This window comes from Mycobacteroides franklinii, assembly GCF_001853795.1.
Lineage (GTDB): Bacteria > Actinomycetota > Actinomycetes > Mycobacteriales > Mycobacteriaceae > Mycobacterium > Mycobacterium franklinii.
The window spans coordinates 386,581-409,768 of the sequence record NZ_MLIK01000004.1; the positions used below are offsets into that span (position 1 = coordinate 386,581).

A 23,188-nucleotide genomic window follows, 5' to 3' on the forward strand; every position below is an offset into this window, starting at 1 on the left:
AACACCGAACACTTTCGAGGCACAGAACCGGGTGATCTAACGCCGTTGACGCTCTTCGGTGGCGGCGCAGAAACGATCCCGTGCCTCGTCTGCCGTGAGACCGATGCGCGCAAGGTCGTACACCTTCTCCAACCGACACCGACTCATGCTGCCGTCCAACCGAAATCCATCGTTCTGAACCGACACGATAGGAACCAACTGACTCCCCTCGAATGTGTAGATCCGCGTCAGCCAGCTGCGCGTGGGACCCGTCCCGTACTCCGCGACGAGTCCATCCCCCACCTGCCAGAAGGAGCTGCCGAACAACGCTCCCTCGCGATGCATGATGTCGTCCGGCATCCCGGTACGAACCGCGCGGAACTGCGTGGAATCGCCGGTCGTGCGCCACAACGCCCACTGCGAATTCGGGTGCGCACCACCGGTGTCCAGTGAAAGGAGCAACTCGTCGCGGCCGTCGCCGTCCAGATCTCGCAGGAGCATGACACCTGACTCGGCGGAACCCTCGATCTTCGAGCTGACCGTTTGCACCATGATCCCGCTTCGGGTGAAGATGCGAATCTGAGCGGACGTGCCAGCCACCCATTTCTCGAATCGGAGCCCTACCGAATCGGCTGAGGTGAGCTGACAATTCTTCGCATCCATTTGGCTGAAGACGTTCCGGCACTGCGCAAGAGAATCGGCGCCCGTCCGGCATGCCGAAACTCCCGTGACACACAGCAGTACCGCAGTCGCCATCAGCATCACCCGGAACACAGTCGCAGCGTATCGCCACTTGTCGGCACCCCCGGCTAACCTGGCCGCGTGTTGACAACCGTCGCCGTTCGGGGATACCGATCGCTGCGCGATCTTGTACTGCCACTTGCCCAACTGACGGTCGTCACCGGCGCCAACGGCACCGGAAAGTCATCGCTCTACCGAGCCTTGCAGCTACTGGCCGATTGCGGCCGCGGCGAGATCATCGGCTCACTGGCACGGCAGGGCGGCCTGCAATCGGCCATGTGGGCCGGGCCAGAGAACCTCAAAGGCGCGCGCCGCACCGGAGCCGTCCAGCCCACCATGCGCACTCGCCCAGTGTCAATTGAGTTAGGTTATGCATCAACTGATTTCGGCTATCTCGTCGATCTCGGCCTGCCGATACCCAGCGAATCCGCGTTCGGGCGCGATCCGGAGATCAAGCGTGAGATCGTCTTTGCCGGACGGTCCCTTCGCCCCAGCGCGACCCTGGTGCGAAGAACTCGCCCGGTGGTAGAAGCTCGCTCGGATTCGGGGCGCGGATTCGAGGGATTCAGCCGCTCGCTACCGACGTATCGCAGCGTGCTCTCCGAATTCCCCGGCAAATTCCCGGAGCTGGGTGGTGTCAGGGACACGCTCCGCGGCTGGAGGTTCTACGACGGATTTCGCGTCGACGCGCTCGCACCGGCACGTCAACCTCAGATCGGCACGCGGACAACGGTGTTATCGAATGACGGCAGCGATTTGGCGGCAGCCATCCAGACCATCATCGAGACGCGCAGCGACACCTTGGACAAGGCCGTCGCCGCAGCCTTTGATGGCGCGTCGGTCGCGGTGACCGTCAGTGAGGGGATGTTCGATCTTCAGGTGCAGCAGCCCGGCATGCTGCGCCCGCTGCGTGCGGCGGAATTGTCCGATGGCACCCTGCGCTTCCTGCTGTGGGCCGCTGCGCTGCTCAGTCCCGAGCCGCCATCGCTGATGGTGCTCAACGAACCCGAGACCTCCTTGCACCCCGATCTCATCGCTCCGCTCGCAACGCTCATTCGGGCCGCGGCCGCCAAAACTCAGGTGGTGGTGATCACCCACGCGAACGCTCTAGTGGATCACCTTGCCGCCCGCCCATTGCGCGACGTCCTCGCCGGCGAGCAAGACCGATTCGACGACGTGGGGACGGCGGTACGGCTTGAGCTCATCAAAGATTGGGGCGAGACCCAGATCGTGGGACTCGAGCCGCTCAAGGCACCGCCCTGGCATTGGGGATCACGCTGAGCAGTAGCCGTTCGTCGTGAGCCGAAGGATTGCCAGAAACGCAAGGCACACTGTTCTCTGAAGCGTTGAACCTCGGGAAGGGAGCACAGTGGCCGAAGCGTCACGGGACAATGTTCTGATCGTCCATTGGCATGACCTCGGTCGCTACCTGGGCGTCTACGGGCACCCCGATGTGTCCAGCCCACATCTGGACCAGCTTGCCGCCGAAGGCATCCTGTTCACCCGCGCACACGCCACCGCGCCGCTGTGTTCGCCGTCGCGCGGTTCCCTTTTCACCGGGCGATATCCGCAGAGCAATGGCCTTATCGGTCTGGCACATCACGGCTGGGAATACCGCGCCGGGGTGCGCACGCTCCCGCACATTTTGTCCGGATCGGGCTGGCACACAGCACTGTTCGGAATGCAGCATGAATCGGCCTATCCGGCGAAGCTGGGATTCGACGAGTACGACGTCTCCAACTCGTATTGCGAATACGTGGTGGAACATGCGACCCGCTGGTTGCGCAATTCTCCCACTGCCCCGTTTCTGCTCACCGCTGGATTTTTCGAGACGCACCGCCCCTTTCCCCCGGAACGCTATGAACCCTCCGATGCCGAGACGGTGAATGTCCCCGACTATCTGCCCGACACCCCTGAGGTGCGCGATGATCTTGCCGAGTTCTACGGCTCCATCACGGTGGCCGACGCCAAAGTCGGTGAACTGCTCGAGGTATTGACCGAGACAGGATTGGACCAGAACACCTGGGTGGTCTTCATGACCGACCACGGCCCGGCATTGCCACGGGCCAAGTCCACCCTGTACGACGCCGGCACCGGCATCTCGTTGATCGTGCGCCCCCCGCGCGGCCGCTCCACTGAGCCGCGTCGGTACGACGAGCTCTTCAGCGGGGTCGATCTGCTGCCCACCCTTTTGGAACTACTCGGTGTCGACATTCCCGAAGAGGTTCAGGGCATTTCCCACGCCGGCAATATCAATAAACCATCGGGTGAACCCGAAGAGGTCCGTTCCGAGGTATTTACCACCAAGACTTATCACGATTCCTTCGACCCTATTCGGGCTATTCGAACAAAGAATTACAGCTATATCGAGAATTACGCACCTCGGCCCGTTCTGGATCTTCCGTGGGACATTGCCGACAGCCCACCGGGCCGCGCGGTCGCCACCCACATCACCGGCCCTCGGCCACACCGTGAGCTCTACGACCTCCAGGCCGACCCCGAAGAGGCACATAACCTGCTCGGACTCGACGCCAACGAGCAGTCCGAAGCCATCGCCAACGATCTGTCGCTGCGCCTGAACGACTGGCGCGAGCAGACCTTCGACGTGATCCCCTCCGATTTTGCGGGCACACGCATTTCCGCTCGGTACACCGAGACATTCCTACGCATCCACGGCAGACCGGGAGCTAACCGTTCCGCCATTGCGGACGAACGCGGTATCGAACAATAGTTTTGTTCGATGTGATTGCAATTCATGGCGAACCCAATTATTCGAATGCAAAACAATTACCGTTAGGCTACTGCGCATGTCCGACCATCCCACCGCATATCTGGTGCTCGCGTCCCAGCGCAGCGGCAGCACCCTGCTGGTCGAATCCCTGCGCGCGACCGGCGTGGCCGGTGAACCGCAGGAGTTCTTCCAGTACCTGCCGACCACGAGCATGTCCCCGCAACCGCGCGAATGGTTCGCCGACACACAGGACGAGTCGATCCTGCGCCTGCTCGATCCGCTGGACGAAGGCAAGCCCGACCTGGCACCGCCCACCATCTGGCGCGATTACATCCGAACCGTTGGACGCACCCCGAACGGAATCTGGGGCGGCAAGCTCATGTGGAACCAGACCCCGCTGCTGCTGAACCGCGCTGAGGGACTTCCCGATCGTTCCGGTGACGGTCTGCTCGCCGCGATACGCGATGTCGTCGGCAGCGATCCAGTATTGGTGCACGTGTACCGTCCGGACGTTGTGTCCCAGGCGGTTTCGTTCTGGCGCGCGGTGCAGACCCGGGTATGGCGCGGACGCCCCGACCCGGTGCGTGACGCCCGTGCCGAATACCACGCCGGCGCCATCGCGCACGTCATCACGATGCTGCAGGCGCAGGAAGCGGGATGGCGCCGCTGGTTCGCCGAGGAGAACATCCAACCGATCGATGTCTCGTACCCGTACCTGTGGCGCAACCTGACCGAGGTGGTCGGCACCGTACTGGAGGCACTCGGCCAAGACCCCCGGCTGGCGCCGCCACCGGTGCTGGAACGACAAGCAGATCAGCGGTCCGACGACTGGGTGGACCGATACCGGATCGACGCGGAACGAGAGGGGTTGCCGGTATGAGCGATACCGCGACGACACCAGATTTATTGCAGGTCAACGAGCTTCGGCTGTTAGAGGCCGAAGCGGTACACATCATCCGCGAGGTGGCCGCCGAGCTGCAACGCCCTGTGCTGCTGTTCTCGGCAGGCAAGGACTCGATCGTGCTGCTGAGGCTGGCGGAGAAGGCCTTCCGTCCGGCGCCACTGCCGTTCCCGGTTCTGCACGTCGACACCGGACACAACTTCCCCGAGGTCATCGAATTCCGTGACCGTCGCACCACCGGACACGACCACAAACTGATCGTCGCCTCGGTGCAGGAAACCATCGACGCCGGGCGGGTTGCCGACCCGGGCCCGGGTGCGTCGCGCAACCGTCAGCAGACCCGCACCCTCTTGGATGCGTTGGAGGCCGGCGGTTTCGACGCGGCATTCGGTGGCGCACGACGCGACGAGGAACGTGCACGAGCCAAAGAGCGCATCCTGAGCTTCCGGGATGAGTTCGGGCAGTGGGATCCTCGGGCCCAACGGCCCGAACCGTGGTCGCTGTACAACGGGCGCATCCGCAAGGGTGAGCAGGTCCGCGTGTTCCCGCTGAGCAACTGGACCGAACTGGATATCTGGCGCTACATCCAGCTGGAAGACCTTGAGCTGCCGTCGATCTATTACGCGCACCAGCGTGAGGTCTTCGAGCGTGACGGGATTCTGCTGGCCACCTCCGAGTACACCACCCCGACCGCGGACGAGACAGCCGCGACCGAATGGGTGCGTTACCGCACTGTCGGCGACATGACCATCACCGGTGCCGTGCGTTCCCAGGCCACCGAGATCGAAGGGGTGATCGCGGAGATCTCCGCGGCCACCGTGTCCGAGCGCGGTGAGACCCGTGCCGACGACCGCACGTCCGTGGCCGCCATGGAAGACCGGAAACGAGAGGGCTACTTCTGATGAGCACCCACACCGCGGTGGATACCCGCCAACTACTGCGCATCGCCACTGCCGGTTCCGTGGACGACGGCAAGAGCACGCTCATCGGGCGGCTGCTGCACGACACCGACAGCCTGCCGGTCGACCACCTGGAAGCCGTCACCGATGACGAGGGAAACGCCGACCTCGCCGCGCTTTCCGATGGCCTACGCGCCGAACGCGAACAGGGCATCACGATCGACGTGGCCTACCGCTTCTTCTCCACCGAAAGCCGTAGCTACATCCTGGCCGACACCCCCGGCCACGAGCGTTACACACGCAACATGTTCACCGGCGCCTCCAACGCTCATGTCGCGATCCTGCTGGTCGACGCGCGCGCCGGAGTACTGCGTCAAACCCGTCGCCACGCCCGCATCGCAAAGGTGTTGGGTATCAAGCACTTCGTGGCCGCGGTGAACAAGATTGACCTGGTCGACTTCGATGCACAGCGGTTCGCGGAGGTCGATCGCGAGCTGCATCTACTGGCCGACAGGCTCGGCAAGGTGGACATCACCGTCATTCCCCTCGCCGCCAAGCACGGCGACAACGTGGTGCACCGTTCCGAGAACACACCCTGGTACTCGGGACCAACCTTGCTCGAATACCTTGAAGGCATCGAGCTTTCGCCCCCGCAGCCCGAGGCCGCGAAGCTGCGCCTGCCCGTGCAGTGGGTCTCGCGCCCCACAGCCGAACAGCGTCGCCGATACACCGGCCGGCTGGCCGCGGGCACGCTCAGCGTCGGAGATCAGGTGGTGAACCTGCCCTCGGGCACCCGATCAACGGTGACGGTGGTCGACACCCTGGACGAAAACCGCTCCACCGGTGTGGCTCCGCTGTCGGTTTCCATCGAATTGGCCGACGACATCGATGTGGGTCGCGGCGATGTCTTGGTGAGCGGTGCCGAAGACGCGGTGTTACCCGTGCTGGCCCGCGAGCTGGATGCGACGGTCTGCTGGTTCACCAACGGCCCGCTGCGCGCGGGCGATCGGTTGGCGCTCAAGCAGGGCACCCGGACAGTGCGCGCCACCGTTCAGGCGCTGCATACTCGCCTGGATCCGGAGACACTCGACGAGCTCGACGGACCGGTCGAGTTGGCGCTCAACGACATCGGCGCGGTCACCTTGCGCACCAGTTCTGTCGTGGTGGCCGACTCCTACGCCGATAGCCGAGATAGCGGCGCGTTCATTCTGATCGACGAGGCTTCCAACGACACCGTCGGCGCCGGAACCATTATCGAGGCGCGCGAGATCAAACCGGAGACGCACTCGCGTACCGACATCCGCTGGCATCCGTCGGCGCTGGACCGCGAATACCGTTGGGACAGCACTACGCAACGCGGAGCGATCATCTGGTTCACCGGCCTACCGGCATCGGGCAAGTCGACCATTGCGGTGGCGGTGGAACGCGCGCTGGTGGAATCCGGGCAGGTCGCGTATCTACTCGACGGTGACAACCTGCGTCATGGACTCTCCGATGACCTCGGATTCTCTCCCGGTGACCGGGCCGAGAACATCCGCCGGGTGTCGCACCTGACGCGGCTGTTCGCCGACGCCGGAGTGGTGGCCCTGGCATCACTGGTATCGCCGCTGCGCTCCGACCGCGAGACCGCACGCAGCATCAATGCCGCGGCGAAGCTGCCGTTCATCGAGGTGTATATCGCCACACCGCTGGCCGAATGCGAGAAACGAGACCCCAAGGGTCTGTATGCGCGGGCCCGCGCGGGTGAGTTGAAGGGTTTGACGGGTGTCGAGGCACCCTATGAAGCCCCGGAGAACCCGGAACTCATCCTGGACACCACCGGGGCCGATATCGACGAGCTGGTGGCTCAGGTACTCGACGTTCTTAACCGCGCTCGCTGAGCGCGGTTAAGAACGAACCGGCTTAGGTGCGGTTGGCTGCGCGTTCCAGAACGGGACGCTGCTCCGGGCAGTACTCGTCGATGGACGCGGACAGGAACTGCCACTTCTGCTCGGTGGAGCTCTTCCGGTCAAGGTTCTTGGCCAGGAAATCGGTGGACTGGTAGGCGTCCTTGTCCAGGCCGGTGTCCAACCGGTGGCAAGTGATCTTGCCGAGATAAGCAGTCTTGTCCGGCGGCGCGTAGATGCCGTAGGAGTGCAACGTCTCGTTGAAGCTGACATCGTCGGCGTGTGCCGGGGAGGCCATGGCGATCGCCGCAGCACCCGCACCCATCGCGATCATCGCAGTAAGACTGAGTCCCTTCATGCGGGTGAGTCTACATCCGTTGACCTGATTGGACATAGGTTCGCCGATGTCATCGTGATTGACACCACTGTCCCACTCCCAGGCGCTGCCATATTCGGGGCCTCAAGATTGCGTAAAGAACCACGAAAACGGCCATGTCTCTGCCTATTTTCCCCCGGTGGTTTCAGCCCCTCCCACCAAGCCCAGACCGCAGCGCGTAGCCGACCCCCGGCTGCGCCGGGTCCTCAAGGACGACGCGCACAAACTGACCGCCGTAGGCGGGCTCGCGGCGCTCTCCCTCGACGCGCTCTCCTCGGTCGCCTATGGCCCCGAAGCCATCGTGCTGGCCTTGATCGCCGGCGGTGTCGGCGCCATCTCCTTCACGCTCCCGGTGGCCATCGCCATCACTGTGCTGTTGATCGTGCTGGTGTTCTCCTACCGCCAGGTGATCGCCGTACACCCCGAGGGCGGCGGCTCGTACGCCGTCGCCAAGAAGGATCTCGGCCGCGGCGCCAGTCTGGTGGCGGCAGCGAGCTTGGTCGTCGATTACGTGTTGACCGTCGCGGTGAGCCTTGCCGCGGGCGCGGCGAGCCTGGCGAGCGCCTTTCCCTCGCTGGCGCCGCATCTGTTGTCCATCACGTTGATAGGCCTGGCGATCCTGACGGTGATCAACCTGATCGGGATCAGCGAGTCGGCCAAGGTACTGATGCTGCCGACGTTCCTGTTCATCGTCTGCATCATCGCGGTGATCGTCTTTGGCCTGATGCACTCGACACCGGTGGCCGTCATCGGCAAGGATCTCGGCCCTGTCGAGCCGGTGAGCGCGCTGGGAATCATCCTGGTTCTGAAGGCCTTCGCGGCAGGCTGCTCCTCCTTGACCGGTGTGGAAGCGATCGCCAACGGCGTCCCCGCGTTCAAGACCCCCGCCATCAAGCGAGCCCAGAACACCGAAGTTGCGCTCGGAATCCTGTTGGGTCTCATGTTGATCGGCCTCAGCGTCCTCATCAAGGCCCATCACGTGGTCCCCCGCGGCGACGTCACTATTCTGGCGCAGCTGTCCGCCGCGGCGTTCGGCACCGGATGGCCGTTCTATGTCACCAACGTGACCGTGGCGTTGATCCTCGGATTCGCCGCCAACACCAGTTTCGGCGGACTGCCCGTGCTGATGAGTCTGCTGGCCAAGGACGACCGTATGCCGCACCTGTTCGGACTGCGGGCCGAGAAGCCGGTCTACCGCTACGGTGTCATTGCTCTGGCACTGTTCTCCGCGATCATTCTCGCCGCGAGTGATGCCGACACCCACCGGCTGCTGCCACTCTTCGCGATCGGTGTCTTCATCGGATTCACCATCAGCCAAACCGGATTGGTCAAGCACTGGTTTGGCGTTCGCACAACCGGCTGGCAGTGGAAGGCCGCGCTCAACGGGTTCGGCGCGATACTGTCCGCCATCGCGATGGTGGTGTTCTTCGTCAGCAAGTTCACCGAGGGCGCCTGGGTGCTCCTCATCATCATCCCGTCACTGGTTCTGCTGTTCGGGCGTACCGAGAACTACTACCAGGGCGTGAAACGCGAACTGGCCCTGGACGAATTGCCGGCCCTCACCCCTAACCCGCCGGATCAGACGCCGCTGGTGATCGTGCCGATCGATGACATCAACAAGCGCACCGTCCAGCTCCTGGAGGCTGCGCTACATCTCGGGGGTGAGGTAGTCCCGGTCATCATCAGCCGCACCGACCAGAAGGCCGAAGCGATTACCAAGCGCTGGGAGGAATGGAATCCGGGGTTGGAGCTCGTCGTCCTGCCCACCAAGCACAGATCACTGGTCACCCCGCTGGTCGAGTACGTGAAGAAACGTCAGTGCGACGGCCGCCAGGTGACGGTGCTCATCACGGAGATCAAGACCAAGCGCCGCTGGCACCAGATCCTGCACAATCAGACGGGAATCGTGTTGACCGCAAACCTGATTGATCGCACCGACGCGATTGTCGCCAACTACCCGTACCGAATGAACTAATACCGCACGCCCGTCAGGTGGCCGCCTGAGCGGGCACCTTCTCGGGCTCCGCGGCACCGGCGTGATCGTCGAGCATGGTGGATTCATCGAACGGATCGTCACCAGACAGCACTGCCTTGATCCGGTCGCGATTCATTGTCTTGGTCCACGTTGCGATGAGCAGGGTGGCCACCGCGTTACCGGAGAAGTTGGTCAGCGCCCGCGCCTCGGACATGAATCGGTCGATGCCGACGATCATGCCGACCCCATCGACCAGATCGGGCCGGTGGCTCTGCAATCCACCTGCGAGCGTGGCCATTCCGGCACCGGTCACGCCGGCCGCCCCCTTCGAGGCGATCATCATGAACGCCAGCAGCGAGATCTGCTGCCCCACCGACAGCGGCGCACCCATGGCGTCGGCGACGAACAACGAGGCCATCGTCAGGTAGATCGCGGTCCCGTCCAGGTTGAACGAATACCCGGTCGGAACAACAATTCCCACCGTCGACTTGTCGACACCCAAATGGGTCATCTTCGCGATCAGCCGAGGCAGTGCCGATTCGGAGGATGAGGTCGAGACGATCAGCAGGTACTCGCGGGCCAGATAGCGCACCAGCCTGAAGATCGATACCCGCGACACTGCCCACAGCAGTGCCCCCAGCACCCCGAAAATGAAGATCGCGCATGTCACGTAGAAACCCAGCATCAGGGTGCCCAGCTCCTTGACCGCATCCCAGCCGGTCTGGCCCACCACATTCGCGATGGCGCCGAAGGCGCCGATGGGCGCCAACCAAAGCACCATGATGAGGACCTTGAAGACCAGCTTTTGCAGCATCCCGACACCGCGCACTATCGACTCGCCGGTAGATCCCAGCGCCTGCGCCGCGAAGCCAACCAAGAGCGCGATGAACAGCGTCTGCAGCACGCTGCCGGAGGTCAATGCCGAGAACATGGTCTCCGGCACAATCGATTTGATGAAATGCCACGTTCCGCCGGCGGCATGAGCCTGGTCCGCGTACTTGGCCCCGGCCCCCTGATTCGCGCCGGAAAGATGTAAACCCGTACCGGGCGCGAGCAGGTTGCCGACAACGAGTCCGATCGCCAACGCAACGGTCGACATCGCCAGGAAATACACGAACGCCAACCCACCGACGCGGCCCACGCTGGCGGCCTTGCGCACCGATCCGATGCCCAGCACGATCGTGCAGAAGATCACCGGGCTGATCATCATCTTGATGAGGCTGACGAATATCTCGCCAAGCACACCCACCGACTTGCCGAATCCCGGCCACAGCATGCCGACGATCACACCGAGCACCACCGCGACTATGACCGCGATATACAGCCAATGCGTACGGTCCTTGTGTTTCTTCGGTGGCGTGCTCTCGGAAGCCGCGGATTCGGTCACTGTCATGACCCCTATCGTGCCGTACCGTGACCGGGATCACAGCGCAACCCCGCCATTCACCCACATCCGGCGATAACCACCGAAAACACGGCCGACCGGCTTTCACCTGCATTGATAGCTTGACGGGTACCCTGACGGCCATGGACAGCAACCGTCGCGACGACGCGGCCGCCGCAAGCGGCACCACGTCATACGGTTCGTGGCCGCAGTCCAACCAGCCGTTGGACTACCCCGAAGATCCGGCGTACGCGTCGCAGGCATTCGAGTATCCCGCGCTCTCCGGCGCTGCCCAGCCGAACCAAACGGCGGTGCTGCCGCAGCGGTACGGGTCGTACGGCCCTCCGCCGCAGGATCCCGAACCGCCACGCCGATCGAACACCTTCTGGCTGTGGGTCGTGGGGATCGGCGCGCTGGTGGTCATCATCGCGCTGATCATCACGTTGGTCGTACTGATTCAGCGCCAAGACGAGCGGCCCCCGACCGTTGTCACCACTCCGTCCACCCGGACCTCGACGACGACAGCGCCCAGCCGGCCGACCATCCCGCCGCTTCCGAGCTTCACGATTCCGCCGATCCCGGTCAACCCGCCCACACAACGAAGCCAGGCCGCAACGGAGAGCGTCGTCTACGAGGTCGCGGGCCACGGACCCGCCCTCAACGTCACCTACTTCGATGCCAGCGGATCGCTGCAAATGGAGTTCAACGTCAAGCTGCCCTGGCGCAAAGAGGTCAAGCTGAACACCGAGCAGGTGACGAACGCCGTGGTGATCGCCGCCGACTTCTCGCACGACGTGTCCTGCACCCTGGTGGTCAACGGGGCGCAGAAAAGCGCCACCTCGGGGAAGATGGCAACCTGCAGTACCTTGGGCTAGCTTGCCCCGCTGACGTTTTCACCAAGGACAGGGTCGTAGCGGGGAACCTTGACGAGCATCACCGCGACCAGTCCCAGAGCGATCATCACCACCGGCCCGGCGATTCCCGCCCTGGTGGCGTGGAATAGCAACGCGAATGTGGCGAACAGCCACGGGCCGACGAAAGAGACCGCCCGCCCGGTCATGGTGTACAGACCGAATACGAAGGCCTCCCGACCAACCGGCGCCATCCGCAGCACCAACGTTCGGGCGGCTGACTGAGGTGGCCCGACGAATGCCGCGATGGCGAGCCCACAGACCCAGAACGCCGATTCACCCGTCAGGCACATCATCACGACCCCGAGGGTGACGATCGCGGTCAGCGATCCGATGATGATCCCCTTGGAACCCAACCGGGTGTCGACCAGTCCGCCCACCACCGCACCGACTGCCGCCATCACGTTCCCGGCCACCCCGAACAACGTGATGTCTGCTCCGGACAGGTGGAATACCCCATTGGCGATGACGGGTGTCAACGCGAACATCGCCACCATCCCGTCACGGAAGATCGCGCTCGCCGCCAGGAAATAGATGATGCGCCGATCCATATGCCACTGCTCGACCAGATCGCGCCACAGCTCCCGGTACACCCCGAGCAGCCCGGGCGAGCTGGCCGGCGGGGCCCCGGGATCGGCCAGCGGCCGGGTGAGCACCAGCGGCAAAGCGAACACCGCGAACCACGCCGCCGCCAGGAGCGCGGACACGCGCACGTCGTATCCGTCGGCGGCGGGTATGTGAAAGAGGCCGCGGGTCGGGCCATCCCCCGAGATGAAGCCCAGGTAACACACCAGGAGGACGACGACACCGCCGATATAGGCGGCCGCCAACCCCAGTCCGGAGACCCGCGAGGCGTTGGCCGGTGTGGTGAGCCCGTGCAGCATCGCGTTGTAGGGAACCTGGGCCAGCTCGTTGAATACCGAACCCGCGCAATACAATCCGAGGCCCAGCCAGAGGTAGCGGTTGTCTTCGCGCACCATGCTCATCGCGGTGGCCACCACCACTACCAGCGAGGTCAGCGTGCCCAGCGCAACACGCCTACGCCGCGGGGTGTCCGCCCAGACACCGATCACCGGTGCGAGCAGGAAGACAAGCACACCGCCGAGGCCCATCATCCAGCCCAGCAGGCCCTGCGGCACGCCGTCGGGCATACCCGCACCGACGCGGCCGGTCAGGTAGGGCGTGAAGATGAACATCACGATGACCGTGTTGAAGGCCGCAGAACCCCAGTCGAATGCCGCCCACGCGGCGATGCGACCACGTGAGGTGGGGGTGTCCAATTGTCGACCGGGTCCCGGGTCTTGACGCCCCACAGGCTCTTCGACCCCAGGGATACTCATTACCGACCAGCGTAACCTGGCCGGTTTACGCCGCCCGATGCTCTTCGCGCAAGCGCTCATCGCCGCGTGACGCTCTTCGCGCAGGCGCTCATCGCAAACCCTTTACGATTGCCCCATGCCGATACCCGCACCAAGTCCCGAAGCCCGCGCCGTCGTCACCGGAGCCTCCCAAGGGATCGGAGCGGCGCTCGCCGAAGAGCTTGCCGCCCGCGGACACAGCCTCATCATCACCGCCCGTCGCGGCGAGATTCTCAACGACCTCGCCAATAGCCTGACCGAGAAGACGGGTGTCATCGTCGAGGTGCGCGCGGTAGACCTCGCCGACCCCGGCGCGCGCGATGCGCTGTGCAAGGAGCTCTCGGAGCGCAACATCTCGATCCTGTGCAACAATGCGGGAACCGCGACGTTCGGGCCGATCCGCGGCCTGGACCCCGAGGGGGAACGCAAGCAGGTGCAGCTCAATGCTGTTGCGGTGCATGACCTTACACTGGCGGTACTGCCGGGAATGCTTGAGCGCGGAGCCGGCGGGATCCTGATCTCCGGATCGGCGGCCGGCAACTCCCCCATCCCCAACAACGCCACCTACGCAGCCACCAAGGCATTCGCGAACACCTTCTCCGAGTCGCTACGCGGCGAACTCAAGGGCACAGGTGTGCACGTCACGCTGCTGGCGCCCGGACCGGTGCGCACCGTCGAACCCGACCCGGCCGAGGCTTCGATCGTCGACAAGGTGGTTCCGGACTTCCTCTGGATCAACGGCGAATACACCGCACGCGTGTCACTGAATGCGCTGGACCGCAACAAGATGCGCGTCGTCCCGGGCATCACCTCCAAGGCGATGTCGGTGGCCGCGGGCTACGCGCCGCGTGCCATCGTCGCCCCGATCGTCGGCAGCTTCTACAAGAAGCTCGGCGACTGACCCTCGCCCCGCAAGTCACGTAGCGTGGCGCCGGCGGTCTCGACTCTGCCCTGATCAAGCGCTTGATCGGGGTCGACGATGATCCCCTTGGACCGCAGGAAGACATCGACCGAGGCCCACAACGTCTCGGCAAGCCGTTGGCCCACAGCCTCATCGGGTGCGGCACCCTGTGCTGCTTGCCATATCGCCGTCGTCGCCGCCGTACCAATCAATGCCGCGGCCAGCTGATCGACACCGGCGGGATGCACGTTGACCCGCTCGAGGAACGATGACATCGCCGCGGCCAGTTCGGCGATGGCCCCATCGTGCCGAAGCGCCGGGGCGAACTTTCCGCGCACACTCACCATCTGATGTTCGAAAAGGAATCGGGTCGACTGCGGATACCGCTGCACCAGCTCGATGAAGCGGGACGCGGCGCGCTGCGCGGATTCTCGCGGCGGGATGGCGATGTCGACGGCCGAGGTCAGTCGCCGCCGGATGGCGCCCATCATGGCCTGCGCCACCGAGCCGAAAAGGTCGTTGCGGTCTTCGAAGTGCCTGTACAGCTTGGGTTTAGCGGAGTGCGCTGCGCGGACGACATCCTCCACTGTCGCCGACGGGCCGTTTCTCTCGATTGCCACCACCGCCGCCGAGACAAATTTTCGGCGCACCCGAACCTTGTGCTGAGCCCATCGGTCGCGCCGCGCATCGCCGCCTTCCGCCATACCATTGACGATACGCGAAGTACCCGGTACTTTTCGGTACTACCTACGGAATGGCGGACTGAGCAGTGGGAGGCATGTCATGTCGCAAACGCCTATCGATCACGACGACTCACCCATCGAACGCGCGGCGGTGCGGCTCCTGCGCTCATCGGTCGAGCGTTCCTACAACCCGGAAGTGGATGTCGATTGGGACGCCCCCGACGTGCCGGGCCTGCGCTACGTGCCCGACAAGTACATCTCGCTGTTCGGCACGAAAATGTTCGAGCGGATGACCGAGGACGAGAAAATCACACTCGGACGCCTGGAGGCATCGGCCCTGGCCAGTTGGGGCATTCTCGCCGAGAGCGCCTTGATGCATCCCATGCTCAAACTGGCCTCGGTCAGCGATCCCCGCAGCGCCACAGCGCAATACGCTCTGACCGAAGTCGCTGACGAGTGTCGCCACTCGGTGATGTTCGGCCGCCAGATCAACACACTGAGCGACCGCAGCTATGACCCGCCCAAGATCGCCCGGGCATTGGTGGGCATCACCGCGCTCGCACCGTTGTCCGCGACGATCTTCTCGATGATGCTCATGGTCGAGGAGATACTGGACCGATTGCAGCGCCAGACCATGAATGACGAGACGCTGCAGCCCCGCACCCGTGCGATCGCCAAGATTCACGTCATCGAAGAGGCTCGCCACATCAGCTACGCCCGCACGGCGCTGAACCGCGCGGTCACACGAACGGGCCGCGCCCGAATGGCCGTCGAGCGCGTAATCGTCGCCGCCGGGGCATCGGTAATCCCACTGGTTATGGTGCAACCGGCCGTGTACCGCGACGCCGGGCTTCCGCCCCTCAAGGCGACGTGGGCGGCACTACGCAATCCGCACTATCACGCAAATCTGCGGTTCTTCGGCGAGCGCCTCGTCCGCGTCATGGATGAGGCCAACATGCTGGAGGGCCGCCTGGTGCAGTTCCTCTGGCAGCGCTCCCGAATGCTGCCCGAAGGCTTTGTGCCACAGTCGAAACGGACGGCGGACGCCTAGGTCCCAGCGGCGATTACGCGCGATCTGTCGCGACTTACTTCTTACCCATATTGCGTATGAGCTGCTTGCCCAGAGCGCTGAGGAAGCTCTGAAAGCTCCTGTTGCTGAGCAGACGCCGCCACCAGCTGGGCTTCTCGGGTGCGGGCTTGACGCCCTTCTTCCCCGGAGCCTGGTCAGCAGGAGTCTGGTCGGCCGGGGCCTGCTGCGCCGCCCGCTCTTGCAGGATCTCGTAGGCGGATCGTGAATCGACCGTCTGTCCGTACTTGGATTGCAGGGGGCTCGCCGCGGCCGCGGCCTTGATCGCGTCATCGCCGATGGCCCCCATCAGCGAGCGCGGAGCGCGGAGCCGGGTCCACGCCACCGGGGTGGGCGCGCCCACCTCCGAGAGCACCGTCACGATCGCCTCACCGATACCGAGCGAGGTCAGGGCCTTCTCGAGGTCGTACACACCCGTCTTGGGGTAGGTGCGCACCGTCTTGGTAAGCGCCTTCTGATCGTCGGGTGTGAACGCGCGCAACGCGTGCTGAATGCGCGCACCAAGCTGCGAGAGCACGTCGTTGGGGATATCGGTGGGCAACTGGGTGCAGAAGAAGACACCGACACCCTTGGAACGGATCAGCTTGACCGTCTGCTCGACCTGCTCCAAGAACGCCTTGGATGCGTCGGTGAACAACAGGTGCGCCTCGTCGAAAATGAAGACGAGCTTGGGCTTGTCGACATCGCCGACCTCAGGCAGGACAGTGAACAGGTCGGCCAGAATCCACATCAGGAACGTGGAGAACAACGCCGGGCGCGCGGCCTGGGTGCCCAGCTCCAGCAGCGTGATGATGCCCCGGCCGTCTGCGGTGCGCATCAGGTCGGCGGGCTGGATCTCGGGCTCCCCGAAGAACGTATCGCCGCCATCGGCTTCCAGATTCACCAACGAGCGCAGGATGACACCGGCGGTCGCCGCGGACACTCCACCGATCGATTTCAGATCCGCCTTGCCCTCGTCACTGGCCAGGTAGGTGATGACCGCACGCAGGTCCTTCAGATCCAGCAGCGCCAGCCCCTGCTGATCGGCCCAGTGGAAGATCAGGCCCAGCGTTGATTCCTGGGTGGCGTTGAGCCCCAACACCTTCGACAACAAGATGGGGCCGAAGCTGTGGATGGTGGCGCGGATCGGAACTCCGATACCCGTCGTCCCGAGCGACATGAATTCCGCCGGGAACCCGGAGGGCGCCCAGTCGTCGCCGGTGCCCTTGGCGCGGGCGGCGGTCTTGTCATTCGCCTCGCCGGGCTTGGAAATGCCCGAAAGGTCGCCCTTGACGTCAGCCATGACGACGGGAACTCCGGCGGCGCTGAGCTGCTCGGCGATCACCTGCAGCGTCTTCGTCTTGCCCGTACCGGTGGCACCGGCGATCAGCCCGTGGCGGTTCAGGGTCGCTAACGGAATGCGGATCCGCGCAGCCGGGTCGACGGTGCCGTCGACGATGACAGACCCCAGTTCAAGTGCTTGACCCGTGGTGGCATATCCAGCGGCGATCTGCTGTGCGGGGGTGGTTCCAGCGGTGGTCGGCTCGGCCATGGCAACGACCCTATCGGCTCACCGCCGAGATGACATCTGTGCACACGAAACACGAAACACCCCGTTCGTGGAGTCATCTCGGCGTCACCGGCAGCTCCGACCGCTACTGTGGTCAGACTGTGAGTGCTCCACGCGAAGAACTGGTCTGGATCGACTGCGAGATGACGGGGCTCGACCTCGGCTCGGACAAGCTGATCGAGATAGCCGCCCTTGTCACCGACGGCGATCTCAACATCCTCGGCGAGGGCGTCGACGTCGTCATTCATGCCGATGACGCCGCCTTGGCCGCGATGCCGCCGGTGGTGGCCGATATGCATGCCAAGTCCGGGCTCACCAACGAGGTCCGTAAGTCGGTGGTCACCCTCCAGGAGGCCGAGGCGCTGGTGCTCGACTACATCCGTCAGCATGTGCCATCGGCCAAGACCGCTCCCCTTGCCGGAAACTCCATCGCCACCGATCGTGGATTCATCGCACGGGATATGCCGGAGCTCGACGGCTTCCTGCACTACCGGATGATCGATGTCAGCTCCATCAAGGAGCTGTGCCGTCGCTGGTACCCGCGGATCTACTTCGGCCAGCCCGACAAGGGCCTGGCCCACCGCGCACTCGCCGACATCAAGGAATCGATCCGTGAGCTGCGCTACTACCGTCGCGCGGCCTTCGTGCCCGACCCCGGGCCGTCTACCAGTGACCTTGTCGCGATCGTGGCGGACCTGGACAACGCGCCGGATACCGATTCGGCCTAAGGCACCATCACCGGTTAAGATCTTTCACGCCGCTTCACGCGGCAATGGTGGCTGTAGTTCAGTTGGTAGAGCACCAGGTTGTGATCCTGGCTGTCGCGGGTTCGAGTCCCGTCAGCCACCCCAGCGCGGAAACGCCGTCTACTTCGGTAGGCGGCGTTTTCGTATCCAGAGTCTGAATCGCCTCAAACATCCGCGGCCGAGGCGTGACACCCGAAAGATGAAGTTAGACAGAAGCCGTACCTTTCTCCTTGCCACCACACTGATCGCCTTCGTCGTACAGAACTCCATCGCGTGGCCGTACGTCCGCCAGCGCGGGCCGAAGAAGGCGGCCGCGGACTTCTTCAAGCCACCAAGCAAGGCGCCGCGGCCCGCCATCCGATTCATCTATTCGGACACCTATCTGATGGGCACCGCATTCCAGGCCTGGTCTTTCGCCGAGGCCCGACGGCTCGGCATCCTGCGCTGGTGGGTGGCCTCTGTGCTGATGACCTTCGGTATCGGCGCGGGCACGGCCCTGCCGTTCTTCCTGCTGGTCCGCGATATGGCCGCCGCACGAACCGCCGCCACCAGCTAGATACCCCGTACCGCGATCGGGTAGTCAGCACCATCGCTACTTGAACTTGCGCGATCACGTTCGATTTCAGGAAACCTCGCACATGGGCAATACGTTCACAATTGAGTCCACGGCAAATCACACGCCACAAAAACACGGCGCCCACAGTGATGCCCAAGAAGATTGCTAGCAAATGTTTGCCGCAATCAGTTGTGGCCGTGGCGAATCCGCAGCCGGCATGCTGTCATAAATCGGCGCCGGCAGCATTTGTGAAAATAGACGCCGTGACCAGGTGTGTCAGATGTGAGCAATCTGGTTACGGCTCGATCCACTATTTACCAACACCGCTATACGAGAACTGGTAACGCGTGTAATACTCTTCGCGGGCTAACGCCCTTCTCCTACTTCCCTACCTGTTTTCAAGGGGTACAAGTGACCGCGACCACCACCAATGAGTCCACCCGGAACTTCACGCGGACCCGCAACGGGTACGACCCGATCGAGGTCAACGAGTACATCAGCCGGCTGACGATCATGCACCAGTCGGGGCTGAACGATGTCGAGACGCTCAAGAGCCGGCTCGAGGACGCCACCAAGCAGATCGGCTCCCTCAAGGATGAGGTGTCCAACCTCAGCGACACCTCCCCTTCCGCACACGCGATGACCGACCGCATGGCCAAGATGCTCCGCATCGCCGTCGACGAGGTCTCCGAGATGCAGAGCGAGGCGCGCACCGAATCCGCCGCCCTGGTCGCCGCCGCCAAGTCCGACGCCGAAGCCATGCGCACCAAGCACAAGGAAATGCTCGCCGATATGGCGGCCCGGCAGAGCGCACTGGAGACCGAATACACCGAAGTGATGGCGCGGGCCCGTGAGGAAGCCAATCAGATTGTCGCCCAGGCGGTCAGCGAGTCCGAACGCCTGCGGGCCGCGGAGGCCAAGCGGCGCGAGAAGGCCGAGACGGAGCTGGACGAAGAACTGACCAAGCTGCGCACCGAGACTCAGTCGGCCGTCGACGAACAGCGGCGCGGTACCCAGGCCGAGTGCGAGAAGCGGCTTGCCGATGCCAAGGAGGAGGCGGACCGTCGCCTGCGCCTGGCCGACGAGCAGATCGAACGCCGCCTGGATCAGGCCCGCCGGTCCGTGGAAGAGGTTGGCCAGCAGCGCATCTCGATCCTGGAACAGCTGATGAGCGTGCATGGAAAACTCGAGAGCATCCCATCGATCCTGGAGTCGGCCTACCGCGATCGCGACAACTCCAAGTCGATCATCATGGTGCCGTCCAAGCGGGTACTCGACCAGAAGGTCATCGAGGGGTAGGTACCACGAACGAAAAGCCCCCGCGCGCTCGAGGCGCCGGGGGCGTTTTCGTCTGCGGGCCGCTACTGCTGCCGGGCGTTCCCGGCCTTCCACTGCGCCCACGGGATGTTCCAGTCGCCCAGACCCTCGGTACCGGGTAGTACCGGCCCGACGGTGTTCGAGACGATCACCACGTCGCCGCGTTTGGTGTTCTCGTAGAACCACTTCGCGTTCGCGGTGCTGACATTCAGGCAGCCGTGGCTGGTGTTGGTGCGGCCCTGCGCACCGACGGACCACGGCGCGGCGTGCACGTAGATCCCGCTGTACGACATCTGGGTGGCGTACTGCACCTTGGTGCGGTAACCGTCGGGCGAGTTGACCGCGACGCCGTAGGTCGACGAATCCATGATCAGATCCTTGAACCGCTCACCGATGATGTACGTGCCGTTGTTGGTGGGCGCCTTGTCCTTACCCATCGAGGTGGGCATGGTCTTGATGATCTCGCCGTTGCGCTCGATATTGAGGACCTTGTTCGTGTCATCCACCCGGCTGATGATCGCGTCGCCGATGGTGAAGTGGGACGACACATTGTCCTGACCGAACACGCCGCTGCCCAGGTCCACCCCGTAGGTGTTGACCTTCACGTCGACCGCCGTGCCAGAATCCCAGAAAGATTCAGGGCGCCAACGCACTTCGCGGTTGTTCAGCCAATAGAACGCGCCCTCTACAGGCGGGGTGGTGGTGATCTTGATGGCCTTCTCGGCCGCGGCCCGGTTCGGAATGTTCTCGTCGAATCGGATGGCGACCGTCTGGCCGACACCGACAACCTCACCGTCGCCCGGCACGACATACGGCATGGTCATGTTGTCCGGGGAATGCGTACGGAACGTCGCGTTCGCACGAGCCACACCACCGAGCCCGCGGGCATCCGCGTTGATCGTGTACTGCTTGTCGTATCCCAGCGGTTCGGTGGTCGACCAGGTGACACCGTCGGGGCCGACTTCGCCAGCGATCTCTTTGCCATCGGAATTCACCATGGTGACGCTGCCGAGCACACCTTCGCCTGCCGTGACCGTCACCGATGCATCGACCGACACACCAACGGCCCCGTCCTTAACTGACATTGCCAGCTTAGGCACCAGCAGATCGGCGTAAGGCGTTGCCTTATCAATAACTTTCGGCGGTTCCTGCGGTGCAGTACTGGAGCATCCGGCCAGCACAGCCATTGCCACAACAGGGAGGACCAATGCGGTTACCCACCGCCGACGCGCGCCAATCAACAGGCGTGGACGACACTGGGTCATGCTTTGCTCCCTTTGAATCTTGATGCATGCAAACTCAACGATGATTGTACGGGTTCACGATGGTCGGCGACGACCTCAACAACCGCGACCGGGCTATCGCCGAGATTACAATTTTCGTTACGGGCTCCGAGGCTGCTAAGGTCTTCCACGCACGTTCACGCGCCGTTAGCTCAGTTGGTAGAGCAGCTGACTCTTAATCAGCGGGTCCGGGGTTCGAGCCCCTGACGGCGCACAATGCAGGACGGTGTAGGCGGGATTTAGTCCCGCCTACACACCCTCCAATTCCCACGGTTCGTGGTTCCTTGGTCACAGGCCAGATTCGCACCGACTTCGATGATCACGTCGCGGCGGTACGGCCATGCCGCGCAAGCACATCGAGCTCATACCGAAGGCTGGAACGCGCGTTCTTGCTACCCCTCGGGCAGACCGCAGGTCAACGCTCGTTTACATTGATCCTATGCCCATCTCTCCCGATCTGATCGGCACTCACCATCGCTACCCCTCCACGTACGTGGTCGAACGCGAGAAGATCCGTGAACTGTCCCTGGCTATCCAGAACCATCACCCCGCACACCACACGCTGTCCGCAGCCAACGCCCTCGGACACCACCAGCTGGTGATACCCCCGACGTTCCTGTGCATCCTGGGATACCGCGCCCAAAAATGGTTTCTGCAACACAGCGGCATCACCATCAACGACAAGAAAATTGCGCAAGTAGATCAGCAGTTCACGATGTTGCGCCCGATCATCGCCGGGGACGTCCTGCACTGCGAGGTCCACATGCATGACATCCGCACCGCGTTCGGCGCCGACATCGTCACCACCAAGAACGTCATCACCACCGACGACGGAACGGCCGTACAACTCGGATACACCACCCTCATGGGCCAAACCGGAGACCAACCGGGATTCACTCAACTCACGTCAGCCGGCGTTTCTGCAGGTTCATAGCCCAGACGGCGCGACACGCCGAAGTGCTTACCCCTGAGTCCAATCCGTCACCAGGCAAACCTGCGCGTCTGGTGATCCAACCTGGTGCCCGCCTCTGAACCCCATGCCCGGGAATACTCGAGAGCGCCCTGCGTTGGGTTGACCGTGACGGTTCCCCAAGTAGTGCCCAATGTGACCCTCAATTCCGGTACCACGATTCCCCAGCTGGGCTTCGGGGTGTGGCAGGTGCCCAACGACGGCGCCGAGGCGGCCGTGTCGACCGCGTTGCAGGTCGGATATCGCAGCATCGACACCGCGAAGGTGTACGAGAACGAGGAGGGCACCGGTCGTGCGATCACGGAGTCCGGCGTTCCGCGCGGCGACGTCTTCCTGACCACCAAGCTGTGGAATGGCGATCAGGGTTACGACAGCGCGCTGCGCGCGTTTGACGCCTCCCTGGAGCGCCTAGGGACCGATTATGTGGACCTGTACCTCATCCACTGGCCGGTGCCAGAGCTCGATGAATACGTGGCCAGCTTCAAGGCCCTGCAGCGGATCCAGGCCGACGGACGCGCCAAGGCCATCGGAGTCAGCAACTTCACCGTCGAGAACCTCCAGCGACTGATCGACGAGACCGGCGAGGTGCCCGCCCTCAACCAGATCGAGCTACACCCTCGGTTCACCCAGCCCGAGTTGCGCGCGTTCCATGCCGAGTACGGTATTGCCACGGAGGCGTGGTCGCCACTCGGTCAGGGCACGATCCTGGAGGACGCGACGCTTGGCGCCATCGCCGAAACCCACAATGTGAGTGCCGCACAGGTGATCCTGCGCTGGCATCTGCAGCTGGGCAACGTCGTCATCCCCAAATCGGTGACGCCGGCGCGCATCGCCGCCAACTTTGATGTCTTCGGGTTCGAGCTCAGCTCCGACGAGGTGGAGCGCATCACCGCGCTGCATACGCCGGACGGTCGCATCGGCCCGGACCCCTCGACGTTCAACCTGCGCTGACGCG

The 23,188-nt window shown here is 63.7% G+C and carries 21 protein-coding genes and 2 tRNA genes; 16 read left to right on the forward strand and 7 right to left on the reverse strand.

All coding sequences use genetic code 11. From position 1 onward, the window contains the following. Positions 1-36: 36 nt before the first annotated feature. Positions 37-741 (reverse strand): hypothetical protein, encoded by a 705-nt coding sequence (locus BKG76_RS02400; protein ID WP_407937641.1) that lies wholly within the window; start codon positions 739-741, stop codon positions 37-39. A 60-nt stretch (positions 742-801) separates the two neighbouring features. Between BKG76_RS02400 and BKG76_RS02405 the strand changes: the two genes are divergently transcribed. The 5 genes from BKG76_RS02405 to cysC all read left to right on the forward strand — a co-directional run bounded on the left by BKG76_RS02405 (position 802) and on the right by cysC (position 7,131). Then, positions 802-2,001 (forward strand): AAA family ATPase, encoded by a 1,200-nt coding sequence (locus BKG76_RS02405; RefSeq protein ID WP_070935648.1) that lies wholly within the window; start codon positions 802-804, stop codon positions 1,999-2,001. 88 nt (positions 2,002-2,089) lie between these two features. Beyond that, positions 2,090-3,451, forward strand: a complete 1,362-nt coding sequence (locus tag BKG76_RS02410) for a sulfatase family protein (RefSeq protein ID WP_070935650.1) — start codon at positions 2,090-2,092, stop codon at positions 3,449-3,451. Positions 3,452-3,527: 76 nt separating this feature from the next. Continuing rightward, positions 3,528-4,331 carry a trehalose 2-sulfotransferase gene (gene stf0, locus BKG76_RS02415; protein WP_070935652.1) on the forward strand — a complete coding sequence of 268 codons (804 nt, stop codon included), beginning with the start codon at positions 3,528-3,530 and terminating at the stop codon, positions 4,329-4,331. Next, entirely contained in the window at positions 4,328-5,254 is a 927-nt protein-coding gene (gene cysD / locus BKG76_RS02420) for a sulfate adenylyltransferase subunit CysD (protein ID WP_070935654.1), read from the forward strand. The genes stf0 and cysD overlap by 4 nt, the downstream gene beginning before the upstream one ends. Continuing rightward, a complete protein-coding gene (gene cysC / locus BKG76_RS02425; RefSeq protein ID WP_070935656.1) occupies positions 5,254-7,131 on the forward strand; it encodes an adenylyl-sulfate kinase in 1,878 nt (625 codons plus the stop codon). Before cysD ends, cysC begins: the two co-directional genes overlap by 1 nt. Before the next feature lie 22 nt (positions 7,132-7,153). On the opposite strand, the gene BKG76_RS02430 is transcribed toward cysC, so the two are convergent. Then, positions 7,154-7,495, reverse strand: a complete 342-nt coding sequence (locus BKG76_RS02430; protein WP_070936808.1) for a DUF732 domain-containing protein — start codon at positions 7,493-7,495, stop codon at positions 7,154-7,156. 157 nt (positions 7,496-7,652) lie between these two features. Between BKG76_RS02430 and BKG76_RS02435 the strand changes: the two genes are divergently transcribed. After that, complete coding sequence (locus tag BKG76_RS02435) at positions 7,653-9,488, forward strand: APC family permease (RefSeq protein WP_070935658.1); 1,836 nt, start codon at positions 7,653-7,655, stop codon at positions 9,486-9,488. Positions 9,489-9,501: 13 nt separating this feature from the next. Here the strand turns inward: BKG76_RS02435 and BKG76_RS02440 are convergent, their stop codons facing one another. Beyond that, the gene (locus BKG76_RS02440; RefSeq protein WP_070935660.1) at positions 9,502-10,881 is read right to left on the reverse strand and encodes a cation:dicarboxylate symporter family transporter; all 1,380 of its coding nucleotides are present in this window, start codon (positions 10,879-10,881) and stop codon (positions 9,502-9,504) included. A gap of 134 nt (positions 10,882-11,015) precedes the next feature. Here BKG76_RS02440 and BKG76_RS02445 point away from each other — a divergent pair, with 134 nt between their 5' ends. Next, entirely contained in the window at positions 11,016-11,747 is a 732-nt protein-coding gene (locus BKG76_RS02445) for an MmpS family transport accessory protein (protein WP_070935662.1), read from the forward strand. Here the strand turns inward: BKG76_RS02445 and BKG76_RS02450 are convergent. Next, complete coding sequence (locus BKG76_RS02450) at positions 11,744-13,063, reverse strand: MFS transporter (RefSeq protein ID WP_070935664.1); 1,320 nt, start codon at positions 13,061-13,063, stop codon at positions 11,744-11,746. The two genes, BKG76_RS02445 and BKG76_RS02450, sit on opposite strands and share 4 nt — an antisense overlap. Positions 13,064-13,238: 175 nt before the next feature. Here BKG76_RS02450 and cmrA point away from each other — a divergent pair, with 175 nt between their 5' ends. Beyond that, the gene (gene cmrA, locus BKG76_RS02455) at positions 13,239-14,042 is read left to right on the forward strand and encodes a mycolate reductase (RefSeq protein WP_070935666.1); all 804 of its coding nucleotides are present in this window, start codon (positions 13,239-13,241) and stop codon (positions 14,040-14,042) included. Here cmrA and BKG76_RS02460 read toward each other — a convergent pair. Continuing rightward, on the reverse strand, positions 14,021-14,746 hold the full coding sequence (locus BKG76_RS02460; RefSeq protein WP_070935668.1) for a TetR/AcrR family transcriptional regulator: 726 nt from the start codon (positions 14,744-14,746) through the stop codon (positions 14,021-14,023). The genes cmrA and BKG76_RS02460 overlap by 22 nt on opposite strands. A gap of 79 nt (positions 14,747-14,825) precedes the next feature. Between BKG76_RS02460 and BKG76_RS02465 the strand changes: the two genes are divergently transcribed. Next, a complete protein-coding gene (locus BKG76_RS02465) occupies positions 14,826-15,776 on the forward strand; it encodes an AurF N-oxygenase family protein (protein ID WP_070935670.1) in 951 nt (316 codons plus the stop codon). A 34-nt stretch (positions 15,777-15,810) separates the two neighbouring features. Here BKG76_RS02465 and BKG76_RS02470 read toward each other — a convergent pair whose 3' ends face one another. Beyond that, a complete protein-coding gene (locus BKG76_RS02470; protein WP_070935671.1) occupies positions 15,811-17,343 on the reverse strand; it encodes a helicase HerA-like domain-containing protein in 1,533 nt (510 codons plus the stop codon). Between the two features lie 119 nt (positions 17,344-17,462). Between BKG76_RS02470 and orn the strand changes: the two genes are divergently transcribed. From orn to BKG76_RS02490, 4 genes are all read left to right on the forward strand, one after another. After that, complete coding sequence (gene orn / locus BKG76_RS02475) at positions 17,463-18,089, forward strand: oligoribonuclease (RefSeq protein ID WP_083337935.1); 627 nt, start codon at positions 17,463-17,465, stop codon at positions 18,087-18,089. Positions 18,090-18,136: 47 nt separating this feature from the next. Continuing rightward, positions 18,137-18,212, forward strand: a tRNA-His gene (locus BKG76_RS02480). 94 nt (positions 18,213-18,306) lie between these two features. Next, positions 18,307-18,663 carry a DUF2834 domain-containing protein gene (locus BKG76_RS02485; RefSeq protein ID WP_070935673.1) on the forward strand — a complete coding sequence of 119 codons (357 nt, stop codon included), beginning with the start codon at positions 18,307-18,309 and terminating at the stop codon, positions 18,661-18,663. Between the two features lie 411 nt (positions 18,664-19,074). Next, on the forward strand, positions 19,075-19,962 hold the full coding sequence (locus BKG76_RS02490) for a DivIVA domain-containing protein (RefSeq protein WP_070935675.1): 888 nt from the start codon (positions 19,075-19,077) through the stop codon (positions 19,960-19,962). Between the two features lie 62 nt (positions 19,963-20,024). Here the strand turns inward: BKG76_RS02490 and BKG76_RS02495 are convergent, their stop codons facing one another. After that, on the reverse strand, positions 20,025-21,245 hold the full coding sequence (locus tag BKG76_RS02495; protein WP_083337887.1) for a L,D-transpeptidase: 1,221 nt from the start codon (positions 21,243-21,245) through the stop codon (positions 20,025-20,027). A gap of 159 nt (positions 21,246-21,404) precedes the next feature. Between BKG76_RS02495 and BKG76_RS02500 the strand changes: the two genes are divergently transcribed. The 3 genes from BKG76_RS02500 (at position 21,405) to BKG76_RS02510 (ending at position 23,184) form a co-directional block, all read left to right on the forward strand. Further along, positions 21,405-21,477: transfer RNA gene (locus BKG76_RS02500), tRNA-Lys, on the forward strand. 225 nt (positions 21,478-21,702) lie between these two features. Further along, entirely contained in the window at positions 21,703-22,197 is a 495-nt protein-coding gene (locus tag BKG76_RS02505) for an FAS1-like dehydratase domain-containing protein (protein ID WP_070935680.1), read from the forward strand. A gap of 171 nt (positions 22,198-22,368) precedes the next feature. Next, the gene (locus tag BKG76_RS02510; protein WP_070936810.1) at positions 22,369-23,184 is read left to right on the forward strand and encodes an aldo/keto reductase; all 816 of its coding nucleotides are present in this window, start codon (positions 22,369-22,371) and stop codon (positions 23,182-23,184) included. Positions 23,185-23,188: the final 4 nt, after the last annotated feature.